This is a genomic window from Kocuria sp. ZOR0020 (assembly GCF_000800955.1).
In the GTDB taxonomy this organism is placed as follows: Bacteria; Actinomycetota; Actinomycetes; order Actinomycetales; family Micrococcaceae; genus Kocuria; species Kocuria subflava.
In genome coordinates this window covers 1-7,427 of sequence record NZ_JROX01000059.1, presented here as the reverse complement: position 1 = coordinate 7,427, position 7,427 = coordinate 1, and the positions used below count along the sequence as shown (strand labels likewise).

The window sequence follows — 7,427 nt, the reverse complement described above, 5'->3', positions numbered from 1 at the left end:
AGTTCCTCCAACATGCCGTGGCCCACCACGATCCGTACGGTGTCATGTGGCCTCAGCCCGTCCAGACAACCGGCAACCGGGTCCGCGTCCGGGCGCTTGGAGTGCCACGGGGCTGCCACCAGTTCCACCCCGTCAGACACGGGCCAGATGCCGGTTCGGTCCAGTACGGTCACGTTGGTGGGCAACCGGTCAGCCACGGCGGGCGAGCTCCAGAGCGATCCCGTGCCCAGAGGGTCATGGTTGCCGGGCAGGAGATACACCGGAATGTCCTGGGATCCCATGGCCTCCAGAGCGCGTCCAATGTCCTGCCGCCCCAGGTTGGGATGCTCAAAAACATCCCCAGCCACCACCACGAACGCGCACTCACGGCGGCGAGCCAGCTCCAAGATGCTGCGAACAGTGCGGATACGGTCCCCTGTGAACCGGGCCTGTGCATCTGCGTCCAGGTAGTGGCGGGTCATGCCCAGCTGCCAGTCACTGGTGTGAATGAAGCGGACCACGGTTACCTCCTGATCAATGCACCCGACTCTGAGCCGTGCCGGTGCTCTTGAGCCTATGCGGCGGCTCGGACAACACAAGCACGGCACCGTTGGCGAGCATCTGGCGCGTTCCTTGCGCTGTCAGAGACTGATGTCAGACTGGTGAATCAGAGCCGTGACGTCCAACAAGGAGGGACATCGTGAAGATTGCATTGGTCCTTGGGTCCGGGGGAGCGCGCGGTTACGCCCACATGGGCGTGATTGATGAACTCACGGTCCGAGGCCATGAGATCGTTTCCATTTCTGGCTGCTCCATGGGTGCGCTGGTGGGTGGCATGTACGCTGCCGGTGCCTTGGAGGAGTTCCGCGAATTCGTCAGGCCCCTGAAACGCAGTGAGGTCTTCCGGTACGCAGACCTTTCCGTCAGCGGGCCCGGTTTGTTCAAGTCGGACCGGCTCATGGACAGACTGCATGAGCTGATCGGTGATGTCCGGATCGAGGACCTCCCCATTCCCTACACCGCGGTGGCAACGGATCTGACCAATCGCCGGGAGGTCTGGTTCCATGACGGTCCTCTTCTGACAGCCATCAGAGCCTCAATCGCCATCCCCACTGCCATCACTCCTGTGGTTTACCGCGGCCGGTTGCTGGCAGACGGCGGGATCCTCAACCCGTTGCCCGTGGACGCTTCCTCCCATTTCATCTCGGAAGCCACCGTGGCGGTGTCCTTGTTCGGCCGCAACCGTCCGGGGCTTGGGCAACAGAGCATGGACACCGGCCTGCACACAGAACAGGGCCCCACCAGCCAGGATCGCCGCGAGCAGACGGAGGGCCATCCTCAAGCCACCACCTCGCAGGAGGCGACTGCCGTGGGGGACATGGCCAGAACTGCAGCCGTCAACGTGGCCAGTGCCGGGGTGGCGGCGGCGGAAGCTGCGACTTCCCTGACCGAGACTGCCGAAACAGCGGACACCCAAACCCAGACAGAGCCATCAGGCACGGACGGTGGCCTTGAGCAGGACGTTCTCACGCTGCCAGGGGGAACTCCGCTGTCGTCGTACACCGGGGGCTCCATGTCCGCCGGGCTTGCCGCGCGGTGGCGTGAGCGGGTGGCACAGCCGTGGAAGGAGTCCTCGGCACTGTGGCGAACCCGCAAACACGACGACGACTCCACATCCCGCGAAACCCGCCGTCCTGGCTCGTGGGGTGCGGCCAAGCCGGTGCCGGAGTGGTCCAGTGCCTTTGAAGCGCTGCCCAAGGACCTCTCCACGGTGGACATGATGGTGTCCGCCTTGGAGGTCATGCAGACAGCCATCGAGTTGCCTCGATTGGCTGTGCAGCCGCCGGACGTCCTGGTCTCTGTTCCCTCGGATGTATGCGCCACGTTTGATTTCGACCGGGCTGATGAGGTCACTGCGGTGGGTCGACGATTGGCCGTGGATGCTTTCGACCGCGCTGGATTGTGATCCCCGGGAATGTAATCTGATCATGAAGCACACTGTTGTTCGGTTGTATCCAGCCAGGCCACACCACACTCTTGCTGAGATCGGACTGAGCACCTGAACCACCCGACGCACCGTCAACGGAGGCCGTGATGTCCCAGAACCCTTCCCCCAACAGCCCGGATGCCACTCCGTGGCAGGACCCGGCGGCTCAGCAGCCCGTGGGCCAGGACCAAGGTCAGCCGCAGCACCAAGGCCGGGCGCAGAGCCAGGGCCAGTTCCAGAACCAAGGTCAGCAGCACGCTGCGCCGCAGCAGGGACAACCCGTGCAGCAGCAGCCCGCGCAGCAAGCTCCGGCGCAACCGGCACCCGCCGAGCCTCAGCAGCCGGCGCGTCGTGATGCAGAACCGGCTCAGCGGGCCCCCCGCGAGAATCGGGGCCATCGTGAGGCTCAGCCGGAGCTGGACCCCAAGCTGGATGGGCGTGCCAAGGGTGGTGCCACCGGTGCCACCTGGGTGGCGCTGATCATCGGTCTGATCATCCTGATCCTTCTGCTGGTGTTTGTCCTGCAGAACATGAACGACGTCCTGATTGCCTACATGGCCTGGGAGTTCACGCTGCCCCTGGGCGTTGCCATGTTGTTGGCGGCCATTGCCGGTGCGCTGATCATGGCCATGGTGGGTTCCATTCGCTTGATCGTGGTGTCCCGCCGTTTGCACAAGCTGGAGAAGGAACGCGAATCCATCAAGCGCACCCTGCGCTGATGCTTCACCACACGCCGTCTGCTCCCAAGACCGGGCAACGTTACGGGCAATGTTCGGGGGAGCGCTGAGCACCTGGTGAGTACCGTGGTGGCAGTCATCAACCCCGCCCGGCGTCATGCCGTGGAGATCCAAAATGTTCTCCACAGCGTGTGCGCCCGGGCGGGGTTTTCCGTGGTGGACGTTGTGCACACCACCGTCCAGGAGCCGGGTTTCTCCCAAGCCAGGTGGGCCGTGGAGCAGGGTGCGGATCGTGTGGTTGTGGCCGGTGGCGACGGCACAGTGCGCCAAGTGGCGGGTGGCGTGGCCAAAACGACCACCGGCCTGGTCATCATGCCCACGGGCACCGCCAACCTGTTTGCCATGAACGTAGGGCTGAAACGTCGTCGACCTGGGGACCTGGCAGCCCTGGAACGTGACCTGGAAGCGGGCCTGCGCGCACCCTTGCGTGCGCACGACGTCGGTCGGGTGCGCTTCCACCCGGCAACCTCCACCAAGTCCGGACCGTCCGGTGATCTCCCCGCGGGCGGGGAATTCCGTGAGCAGGCGTTCCTGGCCGCCGCTGGTCTGGGCATGGATGCCGTGGCGGTGGCGGCCACGTCCGAGTCCACCAAACAACGGTGGGGATGGTTGGCCTACCTGCGCAACGGAGCTGACCTGTTGAATGCGCCGAGGCAAAACTTCCGGGTTGCCGTGGACGGTGATGCGGCACAATCCCTGGCCGCATGGTCCCTGCTGTGGGGAAACACCGCCCGCATTCCCGCGGGCATCACGGTGTTCCCCGGTGCGGATCCGCACAATGGAACCCTTGAAATGTTGCGCACCGAACCACGGAACTCGCGGGACTGGGTGGACCTGGCCGTCCACGGTCTGCGCCGTCGTCCCCGCTCAGCCCGCGCACTGACCTACCGCACCGTGCACCGGGTGCAGGTGAAGACCCACACCCCCGCAGCATTGCAACTTGACGGTGATTCCCTGGGTGCAACTCGGGCGCTGGAGGTCTGGGTGGATCCCGGAAGCCTGTACGTGGCGGCAGCGCAGCCACCCCGGCCCAGACCGAGCCCGGGACCCAGACCGAACCCCACGCCGTGAAAACCGACAAGTCCACGCGCTAGTCTGCGGGGAGAAACCGGGCCGGTCCCGGAACATCCACTGTCAGGAGTACGCGTGAGCGCCAGCATGACCCCCACTTTGATGTTCGCCAACCAGCAGCACGGGCAGGCTGAAGCTGCCCTGGACCTGTGGATCCGGGCCTTCCCCAACTCGGCTCTGGGGTGGATCAACCGTTGGGAGGAAGGCGCCGGCCAGGAAACACCCGGCACGGTCATGCAGGCGGAAGCCGTGATTGCCGGTGTCCCCGTGCGAGTGATGGACAGCGCCTTCCCACACGAGTTCGGTTTCAGCCCCGCACACTCCTACACCGTCGAATGCGACTCCGCTGAGGAAGTGGACCACGCATGGACCGTGCTGGCCGAGGGTGGCCAGGTCCTCATGGAACTCGGCGAATACCCGTTCAGTGAGCGCTTTGGCTGGTGCGCGGACCGGTTCGGCGTCAACTGGCAGATCTCAGTGCGGATGAACCCGGAGGGTGACACCGTGGAAGCCGCCGCAGATCCCGCCTGAGACCCTCAAGGCGCACCACAACGACGACGCCCCGCTCAGATGGAAAGAATCCATCCGACCGGGGCGTCATCGTTGAATCAGCGTGACCTGATCTGGAGCGGGTCTCAGCCCTTCATGCCGTCGATCACGGAGTTGAAGGTGGCCGAGGGCCGCATGACGGCAAAGGCCTGCTGGTCAACCGGCTGGTAGTAACCGCCGATCTCCGCCGGGGTGCCCTGAACAGCCAGCAGTTCATCGGCGATGACCTGCTCGTTCTCTGTCAGGGATGCTGCCACGTCCTTGAACGCGGCAGCCAGTTCGGCGTCGTCGGTCTGGTTGGCCAACTCCTGGGCCCAGTACAGGGCCAGGTAGAAGTGCGAACCGCGGTTGTCGATCTCCCCGGCCTTGCGGGACGGGGATTTGTTCTCGTCCAGGAAGCGGCCGGTGGCAGCATCCAAGGCATCGGCCAGGACCTGTGCCCGGGGGTTGTCGTACCGGGAAGCCAGGTGCTCGAAGGAAGCAGCCAGGGCCAGGAACTCACCCAGGGAGTCCCAGCGCAGGTGGTTCTCCTCAACCAGCTGCTGGACGTGCTTGGGAGCGGAGCCGCCCGCACCGGTCTCGAACAGGCCACCGCCGTTCATCAGGGGCACGATCGAGAGCATCTTGGCGGAGGTGCCCAGTTCCAGGATGGGGAACAGGTCCGTCAGGTAGTCACGCAGCACGTTTCCGGTCACGGAGATGGTGTCCTCGCCACGGCGGATGCGCTCCACGGAGAGCTTGGTGGCTTCCACGGGGGAGAGGATGCGGATGTCCAGACCGTCCGTGTCCTCGTCCGCCAAGTAGGTGTTGACCTTCTCGATCAGGTTGCGGTCGTGAGCGCGGGACTCGTCCAGCCAGAACACGGCCGGCATGCCGGACTCGCGGGAGCGGCGCACAGCCAGCTGGACCCAGTCCTTGATGGGGGCGTCCTTGGTCTGGCAGGCCCGCCAGATGTCCCCGGCCTCCACGTTGTGGGAGAGCAGAACCTCGTCAGCGCTGTTGACCACCTCAACCACGCCGTTTGCGGGGATTTCAAAGGTTTTGTCGTGGGAGCCGTACTCCTCGGCCTTCTGGGCCATGAGCCCCACGTTGGGCACGGTGCCCATGGTGGTGGGGTCGTAGGCACCATTGGCGCGGCAGTCCTCGATCACGGCCTGGTAGACACCGGCATAGGAGGAGTCCGGCAGCACGGCCAGGGTGTCTTCCTCGGTGTCGTCCTTGGACCACATGTGACCGGAGGTACGGATCATGGACGGCATGGAGGCGTCCACAATCACGTCAGAGGGCACGTGAAGGTTGGTGATGCCCTTGTGGGAGTTCACGTAGGCCAGGGCGGGGCCTTCTGCCAGGCCCTTTTCAATCCCGGCGCGCACGGCAGCGGCGTCGTCGTCGTTCAGGGCGTCCAGGCCGGAGAGAATCGCACCCAAGCCGTCGTTGGGGGACAGGCCTGCGGCGGCCAGCTGCACACCGTACTGATCAAAGACCTCCGGGAAGAATGCCTTGACCACGTGGCCGAAGATGATGGGGTCGGAGACCTTCATCATGGTGGCCTTCAGGTGCACGGAGAACAGCACACCTTCCTCCTTGGCGCGAGCCACCTGCTCGGCCAGGAAGGCATCCAGGGCACGCGCGGACATGAAGGTGGCATCCACCACCTCACCGGCCAGGACGGGAATGGATTCCTTGAGCACTGTGGTCTGCCCGCCCTCTTCACGCAGGCGGATCTGCAGGGTGTCATCGGCGGGGATGACCACGGAGGACTCGTTGGCGCGGAAATCGTCCACACCCATGGTGGCCACGTTGGTCTTGGACTCCGAGCTCCACGCACCCATGCGGTGCGCGTTCTTCCGGGCGTAGTTCTTCACGGCCTTGGGGGCGCGGCGGTCCGAGTTGCCTTCACGCAGGACAGGGTTCACGGCTGAACCCTTGACCTTGTCGTAGCGGGCGCGGACATCGCGCTCCTCATCCGACTGGGGGTCCTCCGGGTAGTCCGGGAGGTCGTAGCCCTGGGACTGCAGTTCCTTCACGGCAGCCTTCAGCTGCGGAACGGAGGCGGAGATGTTGGGCAGCTTGACAATGTTGGCTTCGGGAGTCTTGGCCAGCTCACCCAGTTCGGACAGGGCATCTGCAATGCGCTGCTCCTCGGAAAGGCGCTCCGGGAACTGGGCGATGATGCGACCAGCCAGCGAAATGTCCCGGGTCTCCACCTCGACGCCGGCAGCGGTGGCAAAGGCCTCCACGATCGGCTTGAACGAGTAGGTGGCCATCAACGGGGCTTCGTCAGTCTTGGTCCAGATGATCTTGGGCATTGAGTCGATACTCCCTCGTGTGCGACGTCATGCGTCCTGCGCCGATGCGTTGACACACCGGTGACGTTTAGGATGCGATCCGGGTCAAACTTACCCGATCTGGCCCTGACCGGCGCCTCAGATGGCACCGTGTGACCCGTTGTCCCCGGTCTCCGAGGGGCTGCCACCACCCCTTCATCCAGGGTGATGGTGCACAGTGGGTGGCATACCCAATCCACCGGGAGTCGTTGTTCGACTCCCGGTGACCCGAATTCTTGAGGAGGCCCGCGTGATCTGGCGATGGTTGGTCAATGCCTTGGCAGTTGCCGCTGCCACGTTCTTGGTGCCCGGCATCTACATCACGGACAGCAGCGTTGGTGCCCAGGTGCTGGCGATTGTTGCCGTAGCAGCCGTGCTGGGTGCACTGAACGCAGTGGTCAAACCCCTTCTGACCGTGCTCACGGGTTGCCTGGTGGTGCTCACGTTCGGCCTGTTCCTGATTGTGATCAACGCGATCATGCTGCTGGCGGCATCGGGAATCATGAGCTGGTTCGGCGGTGCCTGGCATGTGGATGGTTTCTGGCCAGCTGCGGTACTGGGGTCCCTGGTGATTTCACTGGTCAGCTTGGTTCTGGGGATCTTCGAACCCGACCGCCGCCGCCCCGCTGCCTCCGGGACAGTTGAGCGCTACCGCTGAGATTCAGTGCGTTGGACGACGAAGGCGCCCGGCCACCCGTCGTCGTCCAACGGCCAATCTGCTCGCTGCACGAGTTGAGTGGACAGAATCCTGGCCCATCAGCGCTGATGGGCCAGGAT

At 64.5% G+C, this 7,427-nt stretch carries 7 protein-coding genes; 5 read left to right on the top strand and 2 right to left on the bottom strand.

The window, feature by feature from the left end; genetic code table 11:
* Nucleotides 1-500, bottom strand: a 500-nt coding sequence (locus L979_RS04225) for a metallophosphoesterase (RefSeq protein ID WP_047689620.1), incomplete at its 3' end; no start/stop codon positions are given.
* A gap of 179 nt (nucleotides 501-679) precedes the next feature.
* Between L979_RS04225 and L979_RS14385 the strand changes: the two genes are divergently transcribed.
* The 4 genes from L979_RS14385 to L979_RS04205 all read left to right on the top strand — a co-directional run bounded on the left by L979_RS14385 (nucleotide 680) and on the right by L979_RS04205 (nucleotide 4,305).
* Nucleotides 680-1,945, top strand: a complete 1,266-nt coding sequence (locus L979_RS14385; RefSeq protein ID WP_052209468.1) for a patatin-like phospholipase family protein — start codon at nucleotides 680-682, stop codon at nucleotides 1,943-1,945.
* 128 nt (nucleotides 1,946-2,073) lie between these two features.
* Nucleotides 2,074-2,685 carry a lipopolysaccharide assembly LapA domain-containing protein gene (locus tag L979_RS04215; protein WP_156125380.1) on the top strand — a complete coding sequence of 204 codons (612 nt, stop codon included), beginning with the start codon at nucleotides 2,074-2,076 and terminating at the stop codon, nucleotides 2,683-2,685.
* A gap of 75 nt (nucleotides 2,686-2,760) precedes the next feature.
* Nucleotides 2,761-3,774: a diacylglycerol kinase family protein gene (locus L979_RS04210; RefSeq protein ID WP_047689617.1), complete on the top strand. Its 1,014-nt coding sequence runs from the start codon at nucleotides 2,761-2,763 to the stop codon at nucleotides 3,772-3,774.
* 75 nt (nucleotides 3,775-3,849) lie between these two features.
* Entirely contained in the window at nucleotides 3,850-4,305 is a 456-nt protein-coding gene (locus L979_RS04205; protein ID WP_052209467.1) for a VOC family protein, read from the top strand.
* Between the two features lie 104 nt (nucleotides 4,306-4,409).
* Here the strand turns inward: L979_RS04205 and L979_RS04200 are convergent, their stop codons facing one another.
* A complete protein-coding gene (locus L979_RS04200) occupies nucleotides 4,410-6,632 on the bottom strand; it encodes an NADP-dependent isocitrate dehydrogenase (RefSeq protein WP_047689614.1) in 2,223 nt (740 codons plus the stop codon).
* A 268-nt stretch (nucleotides 6,633-6,900) separates the two neighbouring features.
* Here L979_RS04200 and L979_RS04195 point away from each other — a divergent pair, with 268 nt between their 5' ends.
* Nucleotides 6,901-7,308, top strand: a complete 408-nt coding sequence (locus L979_RS04195; RefSeq protein WP_052209466.1) for a phage holin family protein — start codon at nucleotides 6,901-6,903, stop codon at nucleotides 7,306-7,308.
* Nucleotides 7,309-7,427: the final 119 nt, after the last annotated feature.

Bases quoted from the DNA above. Each gene is read 5' to 3' on its own strand.
- L979_RS04215 (WP_156125380.1), top strand. From the start codon at position 2,074: ATGTCCCAGAACCCTTCCCCCAACAGCCCGGATGCCACTCCGTGGCAG.
- L979_RS04200 (WP_047689614.1), bottom strand. From the start codon at position 6,632: ATGCCCAAGATCATCTGGACCAAGACTGACGAAGCCCCGTTGATGGCC.